Source organism: Pseudonocardia parietis (assembly GCF_017876315.1).
GTDB classification, from domain to species: Bacteria; Actinomycetota; Actinomycetes; order Mycobacteriales; family Pseudonocardiaceae; genus Pseudonocardia; species Pseudonocardia parietis.
In genome coordinates this window covers 2123459-2146973 of the sequence record NZ_JAGINU010000001.1, presented here as the reverse complement: position 1 = coordinate 2146973, position 23515 = coordinate 2123459, and the positions used below count along the sequence as shown (strand labels likewise).

At 73.2% G+C, this 23515-nt stretch carries 22 protein-coding genes; 9 read left to right on the top strand and 13 right to left on the bottom strand.

The features are described 5' to 3' along the window. Positions 1-2: 2 nt before the first annotated feature. On the top strand, positions 3-1004 hold the full coding sequence (locus JOF36_RS10130; RefSeq protein ID WP_210026382.1) for a polysaccharide deacetylase family protein: 1002 nt from the start codon (positions 3-5) through the stop codon (positions 1002-1004). Here JOF36_RS10130 and JOF36_RS40815 read toward each other — a convergent pair. From JOF36_RS40815 to JOF36_RS10115, 3 genes are read right to left on the bottom strand one after another with little or no spacing between them, the layout of a single operon-like run. Continuing rightward, complete coding sequence (locus tag JOF36_RS40815) at positions 995-3076, bottom strand: O-antigen ligase family protein (protein WP_210026380.1); 2082 nt, start codon at positions 3074-3076, stop codon at positions 995-997. The two genes, JOF36_RS10130 and JOF36_RS40815, sit on opposite strands and share 10 nt — an antisense overlap. Further along, entirely contained in the window at positions 3073-3825 is a 753-nt protein-coding gene (locus JOF36_RS10120; protein ID WP_210026378.1) for a YveK family protein, read from the bottom strand. The genes JOF36_RS40815 and JOF36_RS10120 overlap by 4 nt, the downstream gene beginning before the upstream one ends. After that, positions 3822-4976, bottom strand: a complete 1155-nt coding sequence (locus JOF36_RS10115) for a glycosyltransferase family 4 protein (RefSeq protein ID WP_210026377.1) — start codon at positions 4974-4976, stop codon at positions 3822-3824. The genes JOF36_RS10120 and JOF36_RS10115 overlap by 4 nt, the downstream gene beginning before the upstream one ends. A gap of 334 nt (positions 4977-5310) precedes the next feature. On the opposite strand from JOF36_RS10115, the gene JOF36_RS40810 reads away from it, so the two are divergent. Further along, positions 5311-6636 (top strand): glycosyltransferase family 4 protein, encoded by a 1326-nt coding sequence (locus JOF36_RS40810; protein ID WP_210026376.1) that lies wholly within the window; start codon positions 5311-5313, stop codon positions 6634-6636. Here JOF36_RS40810 and JOF36_RS10105 read toward each other — a convergent pair. Further along, positions 6605-7660, bottom strand: a complete 1056-nt coding sequence (locus JOF36_RS10105) for a GNAT family N-acetyltransferase (protein ID WP_210026375.1) — start codon at positions 7658-7660, stop codon at positions 6605-6607. The genes JOF36_RS40810 and JOF36_RS10105 overlap by 32 nt on opposite strands. Positions 7661-7759: 99 nt before the next feature. On the opposite strand from JOF36_RS10105, the gene JOF36_RS10100 reads away from it, so the two are divergent. Then, on the top strand, positions 7760-9316 hold the full coding sequence (locus JOF36_RS10100; RefSeq protein WP_210026374.1) for an oligosaccharide flippase family protein: 1557 nt from the start codon (positions 7760-7762) through the stop codon (positions 9314-9316). Between the two features lie 4 nt (positions 9317-9320). Here JOF36_RS10100 and JOF36_RS10095 read toward each other — a convergent pair whose 3' ends face one another. Beyond that, positions 9321-10079, bottom strand: coding sequence for a polysaccharide deacetylase family protein (locus JOF36_RS10095; protein WP_210026373.1), 759 nt, complete (start codon positions 10077-10079; stop codon positions 9321-9323). A 51-nt stretch (positions 10080-10130) separates the two neighbouring features. Then, positions 10131-11090, bottom strand: a complete 960-nt coding sequence (locus tag JOF36_RS10090) for an LCP family protein (RefSeq protein WP_307862298.1) — start codon at positions 11088-11090, stop codon at positions 10131-10133. Positions 11091-11419: 329 nt separating this feature from the next. On the opposite strand from JOF36_RS10090, the gene JOF36_RS10085 reads away from it, so the two are divergent. Next, the gene (locus JOF36_RS10085; protein WP_210026371.1) at positions 11420-11716 is read left to right on the top strand and encodes a hypothetical protein; all 297 of its coding nucleotides are present in this window, start codon (positions 11420-11422) and stop codon (positions 11714-11716) included. An 88-nt stretch (positions 11717-11804) separates the two neighbouring features. Here the strand turns inward: JOF36_RS10085 and JOF36_RS10080 are convergent, their stop codons facing one another. Further along, the gene (locus tag JOF36_RS10080) at positions 11805-12443 is read right to left on the bottom strand and encodes an HNH endonuclease (RefSeq protein ID WP_307862297.1); all 639 of its coding nucleotides are present in this window, start codon (positions 12441-12443) and stop codon (positions 11805-11807) included. A gap of 238 nt (positions 12444-12681) precedes the next feature. On the opposite strand from JOF36_RS10080, the gene JOF36_RS10075 reads away from it, so the two are divergent. Continuing rightward, on the top strand, positions 12682-12894 hold the full coding sequence (locus JOF36_RS10075; protein WP_210026369.1) for a hypothetical protein: 213 nt from the start codon (positions 12682-12684) through the stop codon (positions 12892-12894). A gap of 66 nt (positions 12895-12960) precedes the next feature. Here the strand turns inward: JOF36_RS10075 and JOF36_RS10070 are convergent, their stop codons facing one another. From JOF36_RS10070 to JOF36_RS10050, 5 genes are all read right to left on the bottom strand, one after another. Further along, complete coding sequence (locus JOF36_RS10070) at positions 12961-13197, bottom strand: metallothionein (RefSeq protein ID WP_210026367.1); 237 nt, start codon at positions 13195-13197, stop codon at positions 12961-12963. A 25-nt stretch (positions 13198-13222) separates the two neighbouring features. Further along, positions 13223-13450, bottom strand: a complete 228-nt coding sequence (locus JOF36_RS10065) for a hypothetical protein (RefSeq protein ID WP_372447373.1) — start codon at positions 13448-13450, stop codon at positions 13223-13225. Positions 13451-13528: 78 nt separating this feature from the next. After that, positions 13529-14665, bottom strand: a complete 1137-nt coding sequence (locus JOF36_RS10060; protein WP_210026364.1) for a cystathionine gamma-lyase — start codon at positions 14663-14665, stop codon at positions 13529-13531. A gap of 10 nt (positions 14666-14675) precedes the next feature. Further along, positions 14676-15722: an NAD(P)H-dependent glycerol-3-phosphate dehydrogenase gene (locus JOF36_RS10055; protein WP_210026363.1), complete on the bottom strand. Its 1047-nt coding sequence runs from the start codon at positions 15720-15722 to the stop codon at positions 14676-14678. After that, on the bottom strand, positions 15722-16441 hold the full coding sequence (locus JOF36_RS10050; protein ID WP_210026362.1) for a lysophospholipid acyltransferase family protein: 720 nt from the start codon (positions 16439-16441) through the stop codon (positions 15722-15724). Before JOF36_RS10050 ends, JOF36_RS10055 begins: the two co-directional genes overlap by 1 nt. Positions 16442-16604: 163 nt before the next feature. On the opposite strand from JOF36_RS10050, the gene cofC reads away from it, so the two are divergent. The 4 genes from cofC to JOF36_RS10030 all read left to right on the top strand — a co-directional run bounded on the left by cofC (position 16605) and on the right by JOF36_RS10030 (position 22350). Further along, the gene (gene cofC, locus JOF36_RS10045) at positions 16605-17321 is read left to right on the top strand and encodes a 2-phospho-L-lactate guanylyltransferase (RefSeq protein WP_307862296.1); all 717 of its coding nucleotides are present in this window, start codon (positions 16605-16607) and stop codon (positions 17319-17321) included. 88 nt (positions 17322-17409) lie between these two features. Then, complete coding sequence (locus JOF36_RS10040; RefSeq protein WP_210026360.1) at positions 17410-19773, top strand: RNA degradosome polyphosphate kinase; 2364 nt, start codon at positions 17410-17412, stop codon at positions 19771-19773. 10 nt (positions 19774-19783) lie between these two features. Further along, positions 19784-20746 carry an NUDIX hydrolase gene (locus tag JOF36_RS10035; RefSeq protein WP_210026359.1) on the top strand — a complete coding sequence of 321 codons (963 nt, stop codon included), beginning with the start codon at positions 19784-19786 and terminating at the stop codon, positions 20744-20746. A 623-nt stretch (positions 20747-21369) separates the two neighbouring features. Then, positions 21370-22350: a putative endonuclease domain-containing protein gene (locus JOF36_RS10030; protein WP_210026358.1), complete on the top strand. Its 981-nt coding sequence runs from the start codon at positions 21370-21372 to the stop codon at positions 22348-22350. A 517-nt stretch (positions 22351-22867) separates the two neighbouring features. Here the strand turns inward: JOF36_RS10030 and JOF36_RS10025 are convergent. Continuing rightward, a complete protein-coding gene (locus JOF36_RS10025; protein ID WP_210026356.1) occupies positions 22868-23503 on the bottom strand; it encodes an HU family DNA-binding protein in 636 nt (211 codons plus the stop codon). Positions 23504-23515 lie beyond the last annotated feature (12 nt).

Here is a 23515-nt window from a genome sequence, read left to right as displayed (position 1 = left end):
TCGTGAGTCGCAGGGAACGCGTCGCACGGCTGCTCTGCGGTTCCGGGCTGGACGCCCTCGCGCGGTTCAGCTGGCGCGGGACGTTGGTGCTCAACTTCCATCGGATCGGGACACCGGCCGGGGATGAGGACCCCGACCTGTACAGCTGCACGCTCGACGAGCTCGACGCGTACGTCGGCGCGCTCACCGAGCGGTTCGAGATCGTTCCGGCCGGGACGTGCGACCTGACGGGCGGGGAACGGGGCCGTCGGATCGCCCTGACCTTCGACGACGGCTACCGCGAGCACTTCGCCGCCGCGCGGGTACTCGCGACGCACGGGGTCGTGGGCTCGTTCTTCGTCACCACCGGGTTCGTCGACGAGCCGGTCCTGCCCTGGTGGGACGAGATCGCCAGGCTGGTTCCCGGCATCACCGGGGACCTGCCCGACTCGCCGTGGACGCCCGGCGGGCTCGCGCTCCGCGGGCTCGACCCGGACGGCGCGCGCCGCGCCGTCGGCGCCGTCTACAAGAGCCACGCGGGGTCGCGGGGCACGGAGTTCCTGGCGTGGCTCGCCGCCGCGGCCGATCGCCCGCGGCCTGCGCCGGAGGAGGGTGCCGACCTCTGGCTCACCTGGCCGCTGCTCCGCGAGCTCCGTGCGGCCGGGATGGAACTCGGCGGGCACACGGTGACCCACCCGATCCTCGCCACGCTGCCCGCCGACCGGCAGGAGGCCGAGATCGGCGACTCGCTGCGGCGCCTGCGCGACGAGGTCGGCGGGCCGGTCACGACGTTCGCCTACCCCGTCGGTGCACGGACCAGCTTCGACCACCGGACCCGGGCCGCGCTGCGCCGGCACGGCGTGAGCAGGGCGTTCAGCTTCTGTGGCGGGCACAACCGCCGCGGTGGCCGGCACGACCCGTTCGACGTGCTGCGCGCCGGGGTGTTCCGCACCGACTCGACCGCGACGATCCGTGCGACCGCGGCGCTGCCCGCCGTCTTCGCCTCGCCCCGTCACTACGCGTGAACCGGGATCCGGCCGGGTTCGTCCCGCCGAGCCGGGCCCCAGCCGAGGAACCGAGCCCGGCGTAGCACCACGAGGATCAGCACGGCCATCGCCGACCCGATCAGCACCGCGACCAGCACCAGTCCCGTGCCGGTCCGCCGTTCCGCGGACAACGTCGGTTCGGACATCAGCACGGCGTCGAAGGACCGGTCGGCACCGGTCGCGGCCAGCCGTTGCCGGCCCTCGGCCACCGCCTCCTCCAGCGCCAGGAACGCCCCGGTGGGATTCTCCCCGGTGGCCAGCACCGCGATCGTCCCGCGAACCGCGTCCGCCTCGGTACTGACGTCCGGGCGCCCGCCCTGCAGGATCAGGGCGTACGTCGGCATCACCGCGTCCCGGCTGCGTACGTCGCGGGCGTAACTGCCGAGGTACGCCTGCTCCACCGCTGCAGAGGGCTGCAGGGTGAAGTCCTGCCGTGCCACGTAGGTCGCGGGGGACCCGGCGACCACGACGAGCAGCGCGGCGACGACGCCGGCCGCACCGCACAGGCCGCCGTACGCCAGGCCCCGGCGCAGCCCGCGGATCGCCGCCGGCACTGCCTGTGGCACGTCCACCCGCCCGCCTCGGCCGTCCAGCACCATGCTCGCGACCAGGCCGATCATGACGAGAACGAGACCGACGGTGCGGTAGTACGACAGGTGGAGGAACACGCTCGCCGCGGACCAGCCGACGAGACCCGCCAGCCCGGCGGCGGCGAGGCTCCGGGTGGGCGTACCTCCGACACCGCGGGACGCCGTCCCGGCCAGCCGGATCGTCGAGGCGACCGCCAGCACCGCGAACCCGCCGACCATGACCAGCCAGGCCACGAGCCCGACCAGGCCCGACTCGGCCGCCAGCTGTGCGTACAGGTTGTGCGCACCGTCGGTCGGGGTCAGCACCGCCGTACCGACCCGGCCCGCGTACCGGTCGACCAGCGAGGGGTACACGTCGATCCCCACCCCGAACAGCCGGTGATCACCGAAGATCGCCCAGGCGACCTCCTGCGCGGACTGCCGCCCCAGGATCGAAGGGTCCACACCGAACCGCTCGACGGCCGTGAGGTCGCGCAACATGTCGACGACCCGGTCCCCGATCCCCGGCAGCAACACCAGCGGCGCGACCATCGGCAGAGCGAGCACGGCTCCACGGCGGACCTGGGGGCCCGCCGCCACGACCCAGACCACGAACGCGATGCCGGCGGTGAGCAGCGTCCCGCGGGACTGGGTGAGGTACATCCCGATCCCGATCATCCCGGTGGCCGCCGTCCAGGCGAGCAGGCTCGTCGCCCGGTTCGCCGTCCAGGCACGGTGCACCAGCGCCAGCGCGAACGGCAGTGCCATCACCAGGTGCCGGCCCCAGAAGTTGGAGTCGGTCAGCGGCCCGGCGTGCCGGGCGGTCGTCGTCATCACGCCGTCGGCCGTGGTCACCGTGGCGAAACCGCCGAGATCCGAGGCGTTGTCGAGCAGCACCTGGTTGATCAGGGTCAGCCCGCTCAGCGCGGAGAGTGCCGCCACGACGACCGCCGCTGTCAACCACGGCCTGCCCGAGGCACGGGCCAGCAGCAACAGGACCACGAGGTAGACCGTGTCGAGGACGAGCCGCGTCATCCCCTCGGCGGAGCTCGCCGGGTCGAGGGAGTCGAGATGACCGGGTATCTGCCCGAGCACGTACACGACCAGTAACCCCGCGCAGGCCATCGGCACGGCGGCCATGCCGCGCCGGGCCGACCGGCGCCGGAGGCTGTAGGCGAGCGACAGCAGTCCGACCAGCAGTGCGGCCTGGAAGATGCTGACCGGGCCCACGTCGCCGACCACTCCGGACAGGTTCGTGACCTCGACGAGCACCAGACCCGCGGCCGCGACGACCGGCCGCAGCACGGCGAGGACCACCAGGACGCTTCCCGCGAACGCGATCGGCAGCAGGAGCGCCCACTGCCAGCCCGCCACCGTCCCGACGACCGCGAGCGCGACCAGGGCGATCACGGCGAGCAGGAGGTACTCACCTCCGGAGAAGGTCGTCCCACGGGCCTCACCGGCCCGCGGGGCCGGGATCACTGGTCGCTCCGAGCCGGATTCCCCCCGACCGATGTGGAGCCGTTGCGCATCGTGGCGGTCGGTGAATCGATCGGTTCACGGCCCGGGCCCGGCCTGGGCCGAGCCGCCCCGGGCGCCTGCCGGTACGGGCCCGGCTGCGCAGAGGGGTGGTCGGGGAAGCCCGGGTTCCCACGGCGGCTCCCCCGCCGGCCCCGGTACAGCCGATCGATCAGCAGCCCGGCCCCCAGGCCGAACAGCAGACCCGCCGCCGCCAGCGCGACGAACACCTGCACCGGCGGTGCGGCGAGGTTGCGCACCGTCCCGGCCGCCTCCTGCACCGTGCGGATCTCGAACGGACCGGTCACCTCCTGCGCGACCGGCGTGCCGAGCCGGACCACCGCGTCGGCGACCCGCACGGTCCCCTGCGGGTCCGGTCCCTGGACCACCAGGTCGACCAGCGTCGTCTCCGGGATCGCCCCGGCGCTGACCGCGACGTCCGCGGCCGCCGTCCCCACCTCCGCCGAGGCCGCCTCCGTCCAGCGCGGCTGGGCGAGCACCTCGGCAGCCGTGCGGTTCGCCTGCCCCCGGCTGAGGACCTCCCAGTAGCCGGGGATCTCCGACGACGGCACGGACTCGGCCGGGACGATCGCCAGCCGGGTCTGCGCCTCGTAGGTGTCGGGGATCGCCACGATCCCGAGCGCCGCGAGCAACCCGGCCAGGAGTCCGACGAGACCTGCCAGCGCCACCGTCCGCCGTGACCGGTTGTTCATCGCACACCGTCCGCCAGTTCGTCGTTCTCGTTCACGTGCCGTTCCCCGCCTGCGCGTTCGTGGTAGAGGCCCGCGAGGCGCCGGCCCCACGAGCGATGGTCGAAGAGGTCGACGACCCGATCCCGGCCGGCGGCCCCGAGTGCGGACCGGAGTGGGTCGTCGGTGAGCAGTTCGACCACGGCGGCCGCCGTCGCCCGGGCGTCCCGCGGCGGAGTCAGCAGCCCGGTGATCCGGTCCTGCACGACCTCGCGGGTGCCACCGACATCGGTGGCGACCACGGCCGCGCCGCAGGCCGCGGCCTCGATCAGCGCCGTCGGCAGTGCCTCGGTGTACGAGGTCTGCAGTGCCACCACCGCACCACGCAGGATGGCGGCCACGTCCGATCGGCGCCCGGCCAGGACGACACCTTCGGGTGCCGCGGCGCGAAGCTGCTCCTGCTCCGTGCCCTCGCCCACCACCAGCAACACCGCGCCGGGCACCGCGGCCCGTACGGCGGGCCAGGCCTGGAACGCGATCCGGTGCCCCTTGGGCTCGCGCAGGGCGGCCACCATCGCCACCACCGGGGCACCCGCCGGCACCCCCAGCTCCGGCGGCAACGCAGCGCGCCGCCCGTGCCGCGGCGGGGTGAAGCCGTCCATGTCGACGCCGTTGTGGATCACCCGCCAGTCGGCGCCGCGCCGGCCGTAGAGCCGCTCGGCTGCCTGCAGCGAGGCCTGCGAGACGAACAGCGACGTGCCCGCCCGGCCCGCCGCACGGAGCGCCCACCGTTCCTTCAACCGCTCCCGCAACGGGGAGTCCCGCGCCACGGTGTGGTGCAGCGTCGAGACGAACGGGTGCCCGGTGCGCCGCGCCGCACGGGCGGCGAGCACCGTCGAGTACTCCAGGTGTGCGTGGACGACGTCGCAGCCGGACCGCATGACGGCCGCGGCGACCGCCGCCGTCGCTCGCCGTTCGAGCAGCCGGCCGACCCCGATGTAGGAGGGGACCAGTCCGGCCTCCTGGAGGATGCGGGCCTGCGACGCCGTCGCGTCCGTCGGCGCCGACAGTGACGCGACCAGGGTCTCCACACCGGCACCGGAGCGGGCGAGACACGCGAGCAGCCGCTCGGCACCACCGTCGTTCAAGCCGTCGATGACGTGCAGGACCTTCACCTGGACGGTCCCACCGGGCGGGCTACACGGTCCGTGCGGTGGGGCATGGAACAGATCCTCGATCCGGGACGGACGGACGTGCACGGGATACGGGCGCCGCGGTGCCGCTGCGTGCGGGCTCCTGTGCTGCTTCTCGTCCGCTGCGCCGGTTCCGTTTCACACTGTCCGGTCCACCGACGGCCCACGACCGGTCACGGTGTCCGAGCGCCCCGGGTGCCCCGCGGAGACCATGCTCTAGATTCACTCGACGATCCGCGCGAGGGGTCGGGTCGTGCGGTGCCGGCCGACCGTGCGTCCTACCGCCCGCCGGCCGATACCGGAAGGCGGTCCCGGCGTGTCCGTGGAACAGGTGGTTCCTCCGGCGGGGGACGGTGCACACCCACGGGTGTGCGTCGTCAGCGCCGTCGCGCCGTACCCGGTGGACGCCGGGAAGAAGGTCGTTCTCGCCGGGCTGCTCGACTATCTGGCCGACCGGTTCGGCCCGGAGAACGTGCACTACGTGCTGGTCGGAGACCGCTCCGCCGACGTGACCCGGTTCCCGGCCGTCCTGCACCGCATCGCGGGACCGAGCCGCCGGGACGTCCTGTGGGCGTTGGCCTCGTCCGTCACCACCGGCCGCTCGAGTCTGCAAGAGGCGCTGCTGCGCTCGTCCCGGGTCGGGGCCGACCTGGATCGGCTGCTGCGCGACCTCGCGCCGGACGTCGAGATCTACGACACCGTGCGGCTCGGCCAGTACGTCGAGCACGGGGCTGCCGCGCACCGCGTCCTCTACGTGGACGACCTGTTCTCCGAGCGCTACTCGACGATGCTCCGCGCGATGCGGCGACATCCAGAGATCGAGGTCGACGCGCTGGGCAACTTCCGGGCGCACGTGCCGACCCGCCTGCGTCCCCTCGCCTCCCGTCCCTCGGTACAGCGGGTTCTGCTGCGACTCGAGCGAAGGCTCGTGCGACGCAGTGAGGACCGGCAGGTGCGCCGGTTCGCCCGGAGCCTGCTGGTGAACCCCGGTGAGGCAGCTGCACTCGCGGACCGGGCCGGGGCGGACCGGGTCACGGCGATTCCGCCGTTGCTCTGCACCGCAGGAGCACCACCGCGGCGCGCGCCCTCTGCCCGTCCGGTATTCGTCTTCCTCGGACTGCTCTCGCTGCCGCACAACGACGACGGCCTGCGCTGCTTCCTGCGCGACTGCTGGCCGGAGCTGCTTCGACAGTTGCCGGACGCGCAGCTGCGCGTGATCGGCCGTGAGCCGCGGCCCGGCCTGTCGGAGGTCATCGAGCGCTATCGCGCTTCGGTCGTCCTGGAGGGCTACGTGGAGGACCTGGACAGTGCACTGTCCACCGCGACGGCGCTGGTCAACCCGCTGCGCTTCGGCTCCGGAGTGAAGATCAAGGTGATCGAGGCACTCGGGCGCGGGGTGCCGATCGTGTCCACACCGGTCGGCGCCGACGGCATCGCCGCCGGGCTCGGCGAAGGGCTACTGGTCGGTGACTCCACCGAGGAGTTCGTCCGGTGGATGGTCCAGCTCGTGGACCCGGCCACCAACGAGGAGACGTCCCGGGCGGCGGCCGCGCACTTCGCCCGCGTGTACAGCCGTACCGCCGGCTTCCGGGCCTACGACACCGCGATCCTCACCCCTGAGCTGCTGGGCCGGGTCGGCTGACCACCGCGCCGGCAGCCCGGGTCAGCGCACGTTTCGTCGTGCGCAGCGAGCGCACCCCACGCTCCACCGCGGACCCCGCAGCGCCGCTCGACGCGTGCAGTGTGAGCACCGGGCGGGTCCGTCCGGCCCAGGACGTCTTGTAGGTCTGTGCACCGCGCAGCATGTCGAGCTCCCGGCAACCGCGCCCGACCGCAGCCTCGATCGCTCTGCTCAGCAGCACCGTGCTGAGGTCCAGACCGCGCTCGACCGAGACGTCGCGTCCACTCTGGTAGGTGCTCAACCGGCCCGCCACCTCGAACACGGCCTCGATCGCGAGCACCCGGCCGGAGCGGTCGACGGCTGCGTGCAACAGCACCTCGCCCCGCTGCACTCCCCGCCGCGCCGCCGCCGCGAACACGTCGAAGTACGGCAGGAAGCTCGAGTCCGCGCCCCTCGCAGCGCCGTGCAGACGCCGTAGCTCCAGCAGGTGGTGATCGATGTCGGCCGGGCCCGCGGTGACGTGCTCGACCCCGTCGTCGTCGAAACGCCGGCGGAACCGGGAGACGTTCTTGCGGAAGTTCCGCGACCGGGCCGCCAGGTAGTCGGCGAAGTCACCGGTCAACGGTTCGAACGGGGCCTCGTCCAGTACCGACGTGACCGTGTTCGGCACCGCGCCGCCCGCCAGCAACGCCCCGGCACGGAGCCCGTCGAGCCGGATCCTGCTCTGCCCACGGCCGAGCCAGGCCGCGACCGCCGCGGTCACCGCGGCTTCGTGCCCCGGCAGAGCGAGAACATCGCAGTGGTCGGGGGCGAGCGGATGCCCGACCAGCTCGACCCGGTCCAGCCCGTGCCTGCGCCGGACCTGCACCGCGAGGCCCCCGACCAGCACTCCGCCGTCGGTCACCTCCACCACCCGCACGGCGTCCCGCTCCGCCCACGCCTCGAGCCACCAGGAGCGCAGGGACGGCGACGGCAACGGGCTTTCGTCGACCAGCGCGTCCCAGGCCTGCGGGTTCCCGGGTGCCGCACCCACCACCAGGTCCACGTCGTCTCCCCACGTCGGTGCGTTCCATCGGCTGCCCCGGGAGAACATCGCTCCGGCTCGCGAAACGTTCCGCGTCACCCAACCGAAAACACCCCTGACATGGTTGCAGAACACGATCGCGCGGGCGTCGACGCCCGAACGGGCACCACCGGAGAGACCTCGGGCGATCTCGCCTCGGTCGTACGCCGGGGCGCCGTCATCTCCACCGCGACACTCGTCGTCGTCCAGCTCGTCTCGCTGGTGTCCACGCTGTGGCTCGCACGCCTGCTCACACCCGCCGAGGTCGGGCTGTTCGCCGCCGGCACGGTCCTCTGCACCTTTCTCGTCTCGGCCGCCGAGGGCAGCCTGCGGGCAGCACTCGTCCAATGGCAGGGAGACGTCGACGACGCCGCCGACACCGTCTTCTGGGCGACTGCCGCAGGCGGTCTGCTCATGTCGCTGCTGGCACTCGCGGCCGCACCGCTGCTCGGCTGGTTCTTCGAGAGCGACGTCGTCACCGCGGTAGCGGCGGCGACAGCGGGTCTGCTGCTGCTCGAGTCGCTCACCAACGTGCCGGACGGGCTGATGCAGCGGCGTTTCAACTTCAAGCGCCGCCTGATCATCGACCCCACCCGCGCCGTCGCGTTCCCCGTGGTGGCGCTGCCGCTCGCCGCCGCGGGCTTCGGGGTGTGGTCGATGGTCATCGGCCAGTACGCGGCAGTCGTGGTGTGGCTGGTGGGGACCTGGCTGCTCGCCCGGTGGCGCCCCGGCCGGGGCAGGCCGTCGGTGCGGCTGTGGCGCTCGATGGCGCGGTTCGCCTACCCCCTGCTCCTCCAGGACGTCGTCCTCTACATCCGTGACATGGTCCAGACCGCCGTGACCGGTCGCAGGCTCGGCGCGACCGCGCTCGGGCACTACCGCTACGGGAACCGGCTCGGAATGCTTCCCGGGTTCGCCGTCGTGGAGATCGCGTCCTACGTGCTCTTCCCGGCGTTCTCCCGGATGGCCGACCAGCCGGAGCGGCTCAGGGCCGCGTTCCTGAGATCACTGACCTGGATCTGGTTCGCCGCCGTACCCGTCGCCGCCCTCGTGATCGCGATCGGCGAACCGGTGGTCGTCGTGCTGCTGGGTGAGCCGTGGCGCGGCGCGGGCGTCTTCCTCGTCGCCATGGCCGGATACGGGGTGGGACTCGCGCTCCAGTCGGTGGCCACCGAGGTGATCAAGGCCCGGGGACGCTCGTCGCTGTTCCACTGGACCTCGGCGCTGGAGCTCCTGCTCGGGATCGGCCTGATCCTGCTGCTGATCCCGTACGGGCTCGTCGGAGTCGGCATCGCGGTGTCGGTCACCGAGATCGCCATCGGCCTGGTGCTCGTCGGGTTCGCCCGCGGAGTCACCGGCTGCTCGCTCGGCGACCTGCTCGGCGCACTCGTGCCGCCGGTCCTGGCCGGAACGGTCGCGCTGGTCGCGGTGCAGACCGTGCTGTCGCCGAGCCGGATGTGGCCGCAACTCGGCGACGGAATCGGCGGTGTCGTCGTCGAGGCGGTGGCTCTGGGATCGGTCTTCCTCGTCGTGTCGCTGGTCGTCCACCGCGGCCTCCGGGACGTGCTCCGCACCATGATGCGGCCCGGCCGGCGCGATCCGGACCCGGTGGACGGCGAGGACTCCGGCCGGAGTTGAGGGTCTACCGGCCGGTGACCCTGGCGACCGTGCGGCGGGTCCGATCCGCTCCCGCCGAGTAGCGCAGGCCGAGATACCCGGGCCGGGTCTTGACGCGGAACGTGGTCGCGCCGTTGCCCCGGTAGAGCCCCACCCGGGGCACGGCGTACGGCCCCGGCTCCTCCGGCCCCGACGGCAGCGCCAGAGCGCAGGTGTACCCCGCGCGTGCTGCGGCGCGCCGGACGTGGTCGGCGTGGAAGCCGAACGGGTAGGCCAGCGTCGTGACGTGCCGTCCGAGCAGGTCCGACAGGATCTCCCGGCTCTCCCCGAGGTCACGGCGGCACTCGTCCTCGGTGAGCGTGCGCAGGTCGAGGTGCCGCATGCTGTGGCTGCCGATGTCCCACCCGGCGTCGTGGAGCATGCGCACCTGATCCCGGCTCATCAACGGTGGTGCATCCGCCGGATCGAGACCGGTGATCCAGTCGACCGGCAGGTCGGGATCCTCCATCGACCGGGCGACGACGTACATGGTCGCCGTCAGCCGGTGCCGTTCCATGATGGGTACCGCGTGCTCGAGATAGTCCGCGAAGCCGTCGTCGAAGGTCAGGACCATCGCGTGCCGCGGCGGTGGCGCGCCGGCTCCGAGCCGGTCCTCGACGGCCGAGAGCGGCACGGTGTCGCCGGTCCTCGCCAACAGGGCACAGTGCCGCTCGAAATCCTCCGGCTCGATGGACACGGGGTCGTCCCAGCCGCGAGCCACGGAGTGATAGCAGAGGATCGGCATCGCGGCATCGTTCCACAGGCGATCACGGAGCTCACGCCCGCCGATCCGCCGTCAGGACGGCACGTCGCCGAGCGTCAGTGCCGGGTTCAGGTCCGCGAACTGCCGGACGCTGCCGTTGCGCACCGCGTCCCACAGCTCCTCCCCGTGCCGCTCGTCCACGTACACGACCGACTGCGCACCCTCGCGCCCCAGCCCGGCCACCGGCGCGGTCACGAACGTGACGTCCGAGCCGCGCAGGTTCCGGTTGCCGACCGCCAGCTGCACCAGCCCGGTGTTGGACAGCGAGTCGTCGATGCTGACCGCGTCACCGACGCTCGTGGCGAACGCGTACAGCGCCCCCGGATCGGTGGTCGCCTTCTCCTGCACCTTCTCGAGCAGCGCCTTCATCGCGTTCTGCTGACGCGCCGCCCGGTCCAGATCGCCTCCCGGCAGGTCGTAGCGCTGCCGGACGTAGGCCAGCGCCTGCGCTCCGTCGAGGTGGTTCTCGCCCTGCACGAAGTCGACGCCGTCGTTGCCGGTGGCCCGCGCGACGGTCACGTCGATCCCGCCGACCGAGTCGACCAGCGAGGTGAACCCGGCGAAGTCGACGACGCCGAAGTGGTCCACCCGCACCCCGGTCAGCTGCTCGACGGTCCCGATCAGCAGTGGCGCCCCGCCGAACGCGTACGCGGCGTTGATCTTGTTCATGCCGCGGCCGGGGACCTCCACCCAGGAGTCGCGTGGGATCGACACGACGCTCGCGCTGTGTCCGTCCGGGGCGAGCGTGCCGAGCATGATCGCGTCCGAGCGCTGCGACCCGGGGACGGCGTCCGGGTTCGCCCCGGACCCGGTCGTCGGCTCCCTCGCACGCGAGTCGGTGCCGACGAGCAGGAACGTCGTGCCGCCGGAGGCCGCCGGACGTTCGGTCGTCTCGAGCCCCCGGAACGCGTCCGGGATACGTGGGACGTCGCTGCCGATGCTCGACACCAGGTAGGCGAGCCCGCCGGCGACGACGAGCAGGAGGACGAGCACGAGGCCGAGGAAGGTCCTGAGGACACGTCTCTTCGGGCGAGGCCGGCCTGCCGCGTTGCGCATGGGGTTCCTTCCGGGACCGCTCGGAGGAGGTCCGATCCTCTCGTCGGTGAAGGACGTCCGGCGTTACCGCGAGGTTCATCGCGCTCGGACCTCTGGTCACCCAACGTTGCTGCTGAACGTAAGGCGTCCACCCACCGTGAACGACGACGGCGCCGCGGTCATCAGTTCAGTTGAACCGACGGCAGTAGCGCTAATAGGCACCCGGACCAGGCGAATGATCTGACAGAAGCGGCCGGCCCCACCGCTGCGGACCGAAGGAGCGTCGAATGAGCGTCACCCCCGAGACCCCGTCCGTCACCGTCACTGTCCTCGCCTCCGCGATCCCGGCGCCGCGCGTCGCCCCCGACGACATCCCCACGGTCGCCCCGCCCCCCACCCCGGCCGCCGTCGACATCTGTCGCTGCGGCCACGAGAAGGACGCCCACGAGCACTACCGGCCCGGCACCGACTGCGGTGTCTGCGGCACCGCCTGCCGTGCGTTCCACGCCCGCACCGGACGCGCCGCGGGCCGGGCTGCGGGCCGCCGCGCCCGCCTGACCTCGCGGCTGTTCCGCCGCTCCTGACGCCACCGGACCCGTGCGGCCCACCCCGGGGTCGCACGCCGACGGCCCTGCCCTCTCCCACGGGGCAGGGCCGGTCACACGTGCGCGGTCAGGCCGCGGACAACCACGGCTCCCACGCCGGCAGCGGCTCCACCGCCAGCACCAGCACCCCGGCACCGTTCCGTGTCGGCGGCCCGGGCTTCGTCCGGAGCGTCCAGCCGAGCTCCTCGACCAGCCGGTCGGCCTTGCGGGCGTTGCACGCCCGGCACGCGGCCACGCAGTTCTCCCAGCTGTGCGCACCACCGCGGCTGCGCGGGACCACGTGGTCGATGGTGTCGGCGCGCTTCGGGCAGTAGGCGCAGCGCCGGCCGTCCCGGCGCAGCACACCGGCCCGGGACATCGGGACCGCACGCCGGTAGGGGACGCGGACGTAGCGGGACAGGCGCAGCACGGACGGAGCGGGGAGCGAGAGACTCTCCGAGCGGAAGGAAGCACCCTCGAGCGCCTCCTGGAGACACTCGGCCTTGCCGGCGAGCAGCAGGCAGATCGCACGTTTCGACGTGACGACGGCCAGCGGTTCGAAGCTGGCGTTGAGGAGCAGGACCCGAGACCCCATCGGAACCTGAGCCGCGGTCGGCAGCTCGGTTCCCGGTGCCGGGAGATGGTCGTCGGGGAGCGGATCGACCGGTCTCAGGTCGGGGGCGACGACGATCTCGGCACCACTGGGGACGGGTTGTCGGTACGGCACGCGACCACCTCCGCGAACGCTCGAGGTCCGTGATGTAGTCGACCATACGGAACCCAGGTTTCGCGAGTCTGATAACGAAGCCGCCGCATCGTGTCCGGCAGGTGCCCCGTCGATCACACGGACGGCCCTGGCCCCCGTCCGAGATCGCCGTCACCAGCGGTGATGCCCGTCCGACACCACACGTGGAGTCCGCCACAGGCGGGTGTCACCGCACCTCCCGGGCGGTTATACAAATGTCATGGACGAGAACGCCGAGCACCCCACCGGGCGGACGGGTACCGGCACGCCGGACGCGTCGCGGTGCACCTGCTGCGGTCGCCGGGGCGCGCGCGAACCGCTGCGCCTGTCCGGTCCGGGCACTCCCGCGTACGTCGCCGCCTGCCCGTACTGCGACCTGCAGCCCGCCGAGACCCAGGGCTGGCTCGACGAGATCGTCCGCGACGGGAGCTGACCGGCGGGCCCGGGGCCGCGCGCCGGGCCCGGACCGGTCGGCTGGTCCTCCCGGCCCTTGTGACGGTCAGCCGTGGTCGGCGACCGCCGCGCCGGAGTCGACCGCCGTCGCACAGTGTGCGCAGCAGAAGAACTTCCCGCCGGACTGCACTCCGTGGCCGATGACCCGGCAGCCGCAGTGCTCACATACCGGCGCCATCCGGTGGATCGCGCACTCGAAGCTGTCGAACGTGTGCGCTTGTCCCCCGGCATGTACCTCGAACGCCATCTCGTAGTCGTTGCCGCAGACCTCGCAGGTGGCCATGGTGCGGCCCTCCTCTCGTCGTCGGTCAGCTCAGACGGCCGGACAGCAGCTGCTTCGCCTGCTCGGCGCCCTTCTTGCTGTCGGACTGGGCCCGGCGGAAGAGGTCCGCGACCTCGTCGTCGCCGTCGCGGACGGCGTCGTCGATGTAGGTCTCGAGCCGCAGCGAGTTCTCCAGGCACGCCTGGAGGAACCAGACGAGGTTGTAGTTCTTGTCCTTGGTCCCGCTGACGTTGCCGGCTTCCTGATTCGCCACGAGTCCTCCACACATGTCGGCCGCCGCGGCACGGCGGCGTCTGCTCTGGCGCCCCCGACCTACCCGGCTCCCGCCGCACTACACCTGGCCGAGCGCTCCGAGCACGTCGGCGACCAGGTCGGCGGGGTCCTCGATCCCGCAGGAGAGCCGGACCAGCCCCTCCGGCACCGCGTCGCCCCAGCGGGCCCGCCGGTCGGCGGAGGTGCGGATGCCGCCGAAGCTCGTTGCCGAGTCGACCAGGGTGGTGCGGGACAGGAAGTCCGAGACCGCGTGGACGTCACGCAGGGTGAACCGCAGGATGCCGTTCCACCGCCGCATCTGCTTCCGGGCGAGCACGTGCGACGGGTCGTCGGCCAGGCCGGGCCAGCGGACGTCGTGCACACCGGGGGTCTCGCGCAGCGCCACCGCGAGGGCGCGTGCGTTCTCGGCCTGCCGCGCCAGCCGCAGGTCCAGGGTGCCCAGGCCGCGCAGCGCCAGCCAGGTCTCCATCGGCCCGGCGACCGCGCCACCGCGGGTCCGCATGGCCCGGATCCGCTCGGCGTGCACCGGGTCCGCGGCGCTGACGTGCCCGAGCAGCAGGTCGCCGTGACCGCTCACCGCCTTCGTGTCGGCGGCGACGACGAGGTCGGCCCCGAGTTCCAGCGGCCGCTGGCCCAGCGGGGTGGCCGTGGTGTTGTCGACGGCGACGACCGCCCCGATCCGGTGCGCGGCATCGGCGACCGCGGCGACGTCGCACACCTCGAGGCCGGGGTTGGACGGCGTCTCCAGCAGCACCAGCCCGGGCCGGTGCTCGGCGATCGCCGCGGGCCAGTCCCCCGCCGTCGCGCAGTACCCGACGCCGATCCCCAGCGGCGCCAGCTCCTCGTCGGCCAGCGCGCGGGCGACGTAGTAGCCGTCCGACGGCAGCAGCGCGCCCCGCCCGGGCGTCGTGAACCCGCGCAGCACCGTCGCGATCGCCGCCATACCGCTCGGGAACACCGTGCACGGTCCGCCGTCCAGCGCACCGACCGCCGCCTCGAACTCCCGCCAGGTGGGGTTGTCGGCGCGGGCGTAGAAGTCCGCGCCCGCGTCGGCCTCCTCCGGCCTGCCGAGGTGGAACGTGCTGGTCAGCACCGGGCCGCGGTGGACGGGCGCGCCGACCTCCTGCGTCGGGTGCTCACCACCGCGCACGCAGCGTGTTCCGTCTCCGACCCGCTGCGTGCCGTCCCCGCTCATCGGCGCGAGGCTACTCCGGCTTCGGTGCGCGGGAGATCAGCTCCTTGGCCATCTGCCGCGCGGTCATCCCTTCGTGGCACAGCCTGCGCACCGCGTCCGCGATCGGGAGCTCGACGCCGTGGCGCTCGCCCAGCTCGCAGATCGACAGGCAGGACTTGACGCCCTCGGCGACCTGGCCGTGGTTGGCCCGCTCCGCCTCGGCGAGGCTCGCGCCCCGGCCGAGCTGCTCACCGAAGGTCCGGTTGCGCGACAGCGGCGACGAGCACGTCGCGACCAGGTCACCCATCCCGGCCAGTCCCGCGAACGTCAGCGGCGAGGCGCCCAGCGCCATCCCGAGCCGGGACATCTCGGCCAGCCCGCGGGTGATCAGCGACGCCCGTGAGTTGTCGCCCAGCCCCATTCCGGAGGCGACGCCGACGGCCAGCGCGATCACGTTCTTGCCGGCGCCACCCAGCTCGGCGCCGATCACGTCGGTGTTGGTGTAGGCACGGAAGTAGCCGGTCGCGCACGCGGTCTGCAGCGCCACCGCACGGCTGTGGTCGGTGCAGGCGATGACGGTCGCGGTCGGCTCCTCCTGCGCGATCTCCGCGGCCAGGTTCGGCCCGGAGACGACGGCGAGCCGGTCGGCGCCGACCCCGGTGACGTCGTCGATCACCTCGGTCATCCGCTTCAGCGTCCCCAGCTCGACGCCCTTGGCCAGGCTGGTGACGGTGACCCCGTCCGGGATCAGGTCACGCCATTGGGTCAGGTTGGCCCGCAACGACTGCGACGGCACCGCGAGGATCACGGCGTCGGCACCGTCCAGGGCCTCGGCCGGGTCGTGCGTGGCGGTCAGCTTGATCGGGAGCTCGACGTCGGGCAGGTAGCCGGGATTGTGCCGGGTCGCGTTGATCGCCTCGGCCACCTCGGCACGGCGGGCCCACAGCCGGACCTCGCGGCCGGCGTCGCCGAGCACCTTCGCGAACGCGGTGCCCCAGCTGCCCGCCCCCAGGACGGCGACCCGTGCGATGTCGTGCACCGGCTCGTTGACCGGGCGATGGGCGAACGGCGGTCCCATCACCCGGTCTCCCGCTCCGGGCTCCGCCGGTAGAACTCGGTCGGTGCGGCCTCCTCCCGCACCTCGGCGAGGAGGTCACGCACCCTGCTCATGATCAGGTCCGTCACCTCGCGCAGCAGGCCGGAGTCCAGCGGGCGTCCACGGTAGGCCGACAGGTCCACGGGATCACCGGCCCGCACCACCATGTCGGTGCGCGGCAGCGGCCGGAACCTCTTCCTGTAGTGGTCGTAGACCTCGCGGGTGCCCCAGTGGATCAGCGGCACGACGGGCACGTCCGAGGCCAGCGCCATCCGGGCGACACCGGTGCGCGAGTGCATCGGCCAGCCGTCGGGGTCCCGGGTGATGGTGCCCTCCGGGTAAATGATGACGATCTTGCCGTCGGCGAGCGCGCGGGTGCCGGCGGCGAGGCTCTGCTGCGCGTCGGCGGTGTCGCGGTACACCGGGATCTGCCCGCTGCCGCGCAGGATCCGGCCGAGTACCGGCACCTTCCACAGGCTGTCCTTGGCCAGGAAGCGCGGCACCCGGCCCGCGGTGTGCACGAACAGCGCGGTGTGCACCGGGTCCAGGTAGGAGACGTGGTTGCCCACCAGCAGTGCACCGCCGCCGGTGTCCGGCAGGTGCTCGCGGCCCTGGTAGCGCCGACGCCCGGTCAGCCGCCCCAGCGGGTAGAACACGCTCGCGGCGAGTCCGACCCAGAATCCGCCCTTCTCGCGGGCCACCGGCGGCCTCCTTCCACCCGTCTCGCGGGCGCATCGTCGTCGATCGGCGGATCCGGCATGATCCGGCCGTCCCGGAGGAGTCTCCCCACAACTCGTGCCCGCTGGGAACCCGCCCCGCCGAATAGCGGGCGAGATCGACTCGGGTGGTGCGACGATGGGGGGCGTGACCCTGCGGGTGGACCTGGTCGTGCCGGTGAAGCCGCTGCCGAAGGCCAAGACCCGGCTGCGCGGCGCCGCGGACGGCGGTGTCGGCGATCTCGGCGCGCACCTGCGGCTGGCGCTCGCCCTGGCCCGGGACACCGTGCACGCCGCGCTGTCGGCCGAGGCCGTCCGGAACGTCGTGGTGATCTCGTCGGACCCGGCGGTGGCGATGGAGGTCGGCCCGCTCGGCGCCGAGGTCGTCACCGATCCCGGCCGCGGGCTCAACGGGGCCCTGCGGCACGGCGCCGCGCTGCTGCGCTCGCGCGACGGCGGCACCGCGATCGGCGCGCTGCAGGCCGACCTCCCGGCGCTGCGCCCGGCCGACCTCGACGACGCCGTCGTCCACGCCGCCGCGCTGTTCGCCACCGGTGTGCACCGCGTGTTCCAGCCCGACGAGCCCGGCACCGGGACCACGATGCTGCTGGCAGCACCCGGGCTCGACCTCGATCCGCACTTCGGCGGGGCGTCGGCGGCGGCGCACCGGTCGTCGGGGGCGGTCGTGCTGCCCGGTGACCGGCCCGGCCTGCGCCGCGACGTCGACACCGCCGCCGATCTCGAGGCCGCTCTGGCGCTCGGCGTCGGCGCCTGGACCCGGGCCGTGATCGACGCCCGGGACCGGCTGCCACGCTCCGGGACCGGCCCGGGGACGGGCGGACCGGTCGTCTGCCCGAAGGTGTGACCGATCTCCGCCGCCGGTCACCGGGAATTCATCTTCCGCGGCCGGTGCCTGTTTGGCCGCCACGCCCCCGGTACGAAACAATCGCCACGTGAGTGACGACTCGGCAACCCCGACCGGACGGAGCGGCGCCGCGGCCTCGGGGCCGCGGGCCCGGCCCGCGGGGCGGCGCGCACCACGACCGGCCTCGCGCCGGGTCCACACGACCGGCCGGACCGTCACCGAGCAGGCGGTCCCGAACGCCGACATCCCGGCCCAGCCGACACAGGCCGGGCCCCCCGCACCACCGGCGGCGCCGACGAACCTCGGGGCCGCGCCGATCGCTCCGCCCGCCGGGGCGACCGTGCCGGCGTCGTCGATGCCGGACGTCCTGCCCGATGACCGCTATCTCAACCGCGAGCTCTCCTGGCTGGACTTCAACGCCCGCGTGCTGGCGCTCGCCGAGGACTCCAGCCAGCCGTTGCTGGAGCGCGCGAAGTTCCTGGCGATCTTCGCCTCGAACCTCGACGAGTTCTACATGGTCCGGGTGGCCGGGCTGAAGCGGCGCGACGAGACCGGCCTGTCGGTGCGCAGTGCGGACGGGCTCACGCCGCGCCAGCAGCTCGCCCGGATCGCCGAGCGGTCGCGGGCGCTGTCCCGGGCGCACGCCGAGGTCTTCACCGAGGAACTGCGCCCCGAGCTGGACGCGGCCGGCGTCCACATCCGTTCCTGGGACGATCTCACCGACGCCGAGCGCCTGCGCCTGTCCGACTACTTCTCCGAGCACGTGTTCCCGGTGCTCACCCCGCTCGCGGTGGATCCGGCGCACCCGTTCCCCTACATCTCCGGGCTGTCGCTCAATCTCGCGGTGACGGTGCGCGACCCGGAGGGCCGCACCGAACGCTTCGCGCGGGTGAAGGTGCCGAACAACGTCCCGCGGCTGGTGACCGTCGACCCGCCGGGCACCGACGCCCGCGCCGGGAACCGTCAGATCACGTTCCTGCCGATCGAGGGCCTGATCGCCGCGCACCTCGGGGACCTGTTCACCGGCATGGAGGTCACCGAGGTCCACCCGTTCCGCGTCACCCGCAACGCCGACCTGGAGGTCGAGGAGGACCGGGACGAGGACCTGCTCCAAGCCCTCGAGCGGGAGCTGGCCCGGCGCCGGTTCGGCCCGCCGGTGCGGCTCGAGGTCCTCGACTCGATGTCCGAGCACGTGCTGGAGCTGTTGCTGCGCGAGCTCGACGTCGACCCGAACGACGTCGTCACCGTCCCCGGGCCGCTCGACCTGACCAGCCTCTGGCAGGTGCACGGGCTGAACCGGCCGGACCTCAAGGACGAGCCGTTCCGCCCGGCCACGCACCCCGCGTTCGCCGAGCGGGAGACACCCCGCAGCGTGTTCGCGACCCTGCGCGAGGGCGACGTGCTGGTGCACCACCCGTACGACTCGTTCTCCACCAGCGTCCAGCGGTTCATCGAGCAGGCCGCCGCGGACCCGAACGTGCTCGCGATCAAGCAGACGCTGTACCGGACGTCCGGCGACTCCCCGATCGTCAACGCGCTGATCGACGCCGCCGAGGCCGGTAAGCAGGTCGTCGCGCTGGTCGAGATCAAGGCCCGCTTCGACGAGCAGGCCAACATCCGCTGGGCGCGCCAGCTGGAGAAGGCCGGTGTGCACGTCGTCTACGGCCTGGTGGGGCTCAAGACGCACTGCAAGACGGCGCTGGTCGTCCGGCAGGAGGGATCGGAGATCCGCCGGTACTGCCACGTCGGCACCGGCAACTACAACCCGAAGACGGCACGGCTCTACGAGGACGTCGGTGTGCTCACCGCCGACCCGACGATCGGGGCCGACCTCACCGACCTGTTCAACTCGCTGACCGGCTACTCGCGGCAGACGTCGTACCGGAGCCTGCTAGTCGCGCCGTACGGGATCCGGCGCGGCATCATCCGCCGGATCGACGACGAGATCGAGGCGCTCCGCTCCGGTGAGCCCGGCGCCCGGGTCCGGATCAAGGTCAACTCGTTGGTCGACGAGGCGGTGATCGACGCCTGCTACCGGGCGTCGCAGGCCGGGGTGCCGGTCGACATCGTCGTCCGCGGGATCTGCGCGATGATCCCCGGCCGCCCGGGCCTGAGCGAGAACATCCACGTGCGGTCGATCCTGGGGCCGTTCCTGGAGCACTCCCGGGTGCTGCACTTCGGCGCCGCCGACGAGTACTGGCTCGGCTCGGCGGACATGATGCACCGCAACCTGGACCGCCGCGTCGAGGCCATGCTGCGAGTCGCGGACCCGAAGCTCGCCGACCAGCTCGGCACGATGTTCGACTCCTGCCTCGATCCCGCCACCCGATGCTGGACACTCGGGCCGGACGGGGCCTGGTCGCCGTCGCCGGCACCGGGTTCGGACAACGTCCGGGTGCGCGACCACCAGGTCGAGATGATGAACTCGCGGCGCGGTCCGGCCGAGGATTGAGACGAGCCTGATGTCGCTGCTCTTCCCGCTGCGTACCGACGGCGCGGAGGTCGACCCGGCGGGGCTCGCCGACGTCGTCGCCGCCGGGACCGTGCCCTACCGCCGCGCTACCGACGGGTCGCTGGAGATAGCGGTGGTGCACCGGCCCCGGTACGACGACTGGTCCCTGCCCAAGGGACACCAGGATCCGGGCGAGCCGCTCACCCGCACCGCGCTGCGCGAGACGCTCGAGGAGACCGGGCTGGACTGCCGGCTCGGCGGGCGGTGCGGGCACACGACCTACACGGTGCCGGGCAAGGGCCGCAAGGTCGTGCACCACTGGGCGGCCGAGGTCGTCGGCGGGGAACCCTTCACCCCGACCGACGAGACCGACGAGCTGCGCTGGCTCTCCCCCGGCGACGCCGCGTCGCTGGTCGACTACCCGCACGACGCCGAGCTGATCGCGCGGCTCGCCACGGTCGGGGTGCCGACGTCGACGGTGGTGTTGGTCCGGCACGCGAAGGCCGGCAACCGTGAGGCCTGGGAGTGCGACGACGATCTGCGCCCGCTCTCCGGGACCGGGAACACCCAGGCCGACCGGCTGGCGTCGTTCCTGCCCCGGTTCGGGCCGGACCGGCTCTGCACGGCGCCGCCGCTGCGGTGCGGGCAGACCCTCGCCCCGTTCGCCGGGAAGAGCGGCCTCGGCTCCGGGGCCCCGGAGGAGATCCCGGTGGAGCCGCTGCTCGGGGAGGACGACTACTGGAACGACCCGGACGCCGGCCTCGCCCGGTTCCGCGAGCTCGCGGCGCAGCCCGGCGTGACACTGGCCTGCAGCCAGGGCGGGGTGATCCCGGACGTCCTCGGTGCCCTGTTCGAGGAGGCCGGCACGCCCTACGACGACGTACCCTCCCACAAAGCCAGCACCTGGGTCCTGGGCTTCGCCGACTCCGGCACCCTGCTCTTCGCCGACTACTACCGCCGCCCGCCCAGCTGACCTCGGCGCGCCACTCCCCGCTCCCCGCGCTCGCTCCCCGCTACCCGCATCCGCTCCTCGCGCCGCCCCCTCACCGCCCGCTCACGGCCGCGAGTTCGCACGAGGGGCACACGAGCGCAGTTCGATCATGCGTAGACCGCGCTCAGGTACCCCTCGTGTGCCGCGCCGCGGCGGGTGACCCGCGAGGGGCACATGAGGGCAGCTCGATCATGGGACGGCCGCGCTGAGGTACCCCTCGTGCGCCGCGCCCCGCGGAGCGTTCCACCAGGGGCACATGAGAGCGGCTCGATCATGCGTCGACCGCGCTCACGTACCCCTCGCATACCGGGCCTCGCAGGGTGACCCGCGAGGGGCGCAGCAGAGTAGTTCGATCATGGGGTGGCCGCGCTGAGGTACCCCTCGTGCGCTGCACGCCGCGGAGCGCCCCCCAGGGGCACAGGAGCGCAGTTCGATCTCGGGCTCGCTGTTCTCGTGTACCCCTCGTGTGACAGCTCGGCGGCCCCCCACGCCATGCCATGCCGCGGGACGGGACGGGGTGCGGTGCGGGTGGCGGGACGATCGCGATCGCGAACACCGGCCGCAGCGCGGACGTGACGGAGGCGAACCACGCGCACGCTTCTCTCATGGGTGTCGAACCGTTCCGGGGGTCCGAGGCCGTCGCTCGCGGTCTGCTCACCAAGGGGCACCTGCGTGGGCCGCGGTTTCGGCGGCTGTTCCCGGACATCTACATCGACGCGACCGTCCCGATCACGCCGTCGGTGCGTGCCCGGGCCGCGGCACTGTTCGTCGAGGGACGCGGCGCGGCGGCGGGGTTCTCGGCGGCCGAGCTGCTCGGGGCTTCCTGCGGGGACCGGTACGCGCCGGCGGAGATCGTCGCCCCCGGACGGGTCCGGGCACATCCCGGCCTCGTCGCGCACAAGGGCCCGCTCGCGCACACCGGGATCGTCGACGGCGTCCGGGCGACGTCCCCGCTGCGCACGGCATGGGCCCTCGGCCGCCGGCTCGACCTGGTCGAGGCGGTCGTCGCGGTGGACGCGCTCGCGGCGCGGGACCGCGAACGCCCGACGTTCGTGGCGCTCCCGCCGGGGACGATCGTGAGCCGCGACGTGTCCGCGATCTCCCGGAGGCTCTCGCCCAGCCCCGGGTTCGACCCCGGCGAGCTGCTCGCCTGGAAGGAGGCGTGTCCACGGGCGCGGGGCGTGCGCAGGTTGGAGCGGATCGTCGAACTCGCCGATCCGCGCGCGGAGTCACCGCCGGAGACCCGGCTGCGGTTACTCCTCGTGCTGGCCGGGCTACCCGTTCCGCAGGTGCAGTTCCCGCTGTTCGACGGGCGCGACTTTCCCTGGGCCCGCTTCGACCTCGCCTATCCCGAGGCGTTGCTCGCCGTCGAGTACGACAGCGAGGACCACGACGACGCACTGGACCGCGCCCGGGACAGGCGGACGTCCGCACTCGGCTGGCACACGCTCCGCATCGACGCCGCCGGCCTCTACCGGACCCCGGACCACACCGTACGAACGATCCGCGACCTGCGGGCCCGCCGTGAACACATGCTGCGCAGCGGCGGACTCCGCGAGGGCCACACCAACGCACCCAGCACATGATCGGACGACACACACGTACCTCTCGCGGCGCCGGCCGGAGATGCAGAGCTCACGAGGGGCACCTCAGCGCGACCACCGCATGATCGAACTACTCCCCTGTACCCCTCACGGACCCAGGGACCGAGGCGGGGCCGCGCGGACCGGGACCCAGGGCGCGGCGGGACGGGCGGGAGACCCGTGGCATCCACAGGCCCGAGCCGGGGCGGGAGCTCGGGGCCCGCCGTGAACACATGCCGCGCAGCGGCGGCCCCCGCGAGGGGCACACCAGCGCATCCGGCACTTGATCGAACAACGCACACGTACCCCTCGCGGCGCCGGCCGGAGATGCAGAGCTCACGAGGGGCACCTCAGCGCGACCACCGCATGATCGAACTGCTCCCTTGTGCCCCTCGCGGGCCCGAGTCCTCGCAGACCCGAGGGCGGGGCGGGCGGAAGACGCGTGGCCCCCGAGGCCCGGGGCCATGGGGCTGTGGCACGGGGCGGGGCGGGGCGGGGCGGGGGTATGGGCAGCGCGGAGCTACTTCTCGGCGGCGGTCGCCTTCTTCCGCGGGGCGGATCTCTTCTTCGCCGGGGCCTCGGCAGCGTCGGCGGCATTCGTGTCCGGCGGGACGGCCTTCTTCGTGGCCGTCGTACGGCCGTCCTTCGAGCCGGCCGATTTCCCAGCACTCGCCGACTTCCCGGCACTCGCCGACTTCCCGGCGTCGGCGGTTTTCCCCGCGCCCGCCGACTTCGCAGCGCCGGCGGTCCGGCTTCCAGCGGCACGCTTGGCCGTGCGCCCCGACGCCCGGCCGGCCTCGGCCGACCCGTCCGAGGAGGTGTCGGCCGCGGAGTCACGCGGGCTCCGGCGAGGCGCACTCGTCGCCCCGGCCGCGGCGGCCTCGCTGGCGGCGACCCGCTCCTTGAACGCGGCCCCCGGCCGGAACGACGGCACGACCGTCTCGCCGACGGGCACGGTCTCCCCGGTCCGCGGGTTCCGGGCGGTGCGCGGCGCGCGCTGGCGCGGCTCGAACACCCCGAACCCGGTCAGGGTGACCGAGCCACCCGAGCCGACGGTGTCCACGATCACCTCGACCATCGCGTCCACGGCAGCGGCAGCGGAGCGGCGATCGCCGAGTCGGGCGGTCAGCGCATCGACGAGCTGAGCCTTGTTCATGGTCACGAACGG